Raw genomic sequence first — 1184 nt, forward strand, 5'->3', positions numbered from 1 at the left:
GCTTCGATGACTCAATGATCCCAGGACCGATGTTCACGCCCTCTTCTAAGCCGTTACCGACTTTGAGTTGCTGAACCGCAGCGTCGAACTTAGCAACAAACTCGTCATACACTTTGCTGTGTACGTAGAAACGGTTCGCACACACACACGTTTGACCTGCGTTACGGAATTTCGACGCCATCGCGCCTGCCACAGCTGCATCAATATCTGCATCATCGAATACGATAAACGGCGCGTTGCCACCGAGCTCCATTGAGGTACGTTTAATGTCCGCCGCGCTTTGCTGCATCAGCACGCTACCGACTTGAGTAGAGCCAGTGAAAGACAACTTACGAATCAACGGGTGTGAAGTGAAGATAGCACCGACCTGACGGGAGTTTTCCCCCAATACCACTTGCAGCACATCGCGTGGGATACCTGCTTGGTAGGCGAGCTCTGCAACCGCAAACGCTGACAGCGGCGTGGATTCAGATGGTTTTACGACAAAGCTACAACCTGCCGCTAAAGCTGGACCTGCTTTGCGCGTGATCATCGCAATTGGGAAGTTCCAAGGCGTAATCGCACAGGCAACACCAATTGGCTGTTTGATGGTCACCAAACGCTTGTCTGCACTCGGCGCAGGAATCGTCTCACCGTAGGTACGTTTCGCTTCTTCAGCAAACCATTCGATAAAGCTCGCGCCGTAAAGCACTTCACCTTGAGCTTCAGCCAGCGGCTTACCTTGCTCCAACGTCATCAAACGGCCAAGGTCGGCTTTGTTTTCTAACAGGAGTTGGAACCAACGATTGAGCATACCAGCGCGCGTTTTTGCTGGCAGTGCCGCCCACTCTTTCTGCGCCACATTGGCACGTTCAATGCCATTTAAAATGTCATTCTCGGTTGAGACAGGTGCGTACCCGAGAAGCTCTCCGGTCGCCGGATTAGTCACTGCAATGCCCTGTTGTGGGTTCGCTACCATAAACGAAACAAGGCTTTGGTTTTGTATCTGTTGCATGGTCATTCCTTTTGACAACTCACCATCACCGCTGAGTCAGCGGTGAGCTTGTGTTTAAGCGGGGATCTGCTGCGTAATGCAGTGAATGTTCCCTCCGCCGAGTAGAACCTCTCTCGACGGTATCGCGATCATTTGGTATTCCGGCATCGCGTTTTGCATAATATCGATGGCAATGGCGTCGGTTTCTTCG

The 1184-nt window shown here is 52.0% G+C and carries 2 protein-coding genes; both read right to left on the reverse strand.

Going from position 1 to position 1184, the window contains the following annotated elements; genetic code table 11:
- Nucleotides 1-994: aldehyde dehydrogenase family protein (locus tag R7070_RS25915; RefSeq protein WP_318141477.1), on the reverse strand; the 994-nt coding region annotated here is incomplete at its 3' end.
- A gap of 54 nt (nt 995-1048) precedes the next feature.
- The coding region (locus R7070_RS25920; RefSeq protein ID WP_318141478.1) for an agmatine deiminase family protein at nt 1049-1184 on the reverse strand (136 nt) is incomplete at its 5' end.

This window comes from Vibrio sp. 1557, assembly GCF_033340175.1.
Lineage (GTDB): Bacteria > Pseudomonadota > Gammaproteobacteria > Enterobacterales > Vibrionaceae > Vibrio > Vibrio alginolyticus.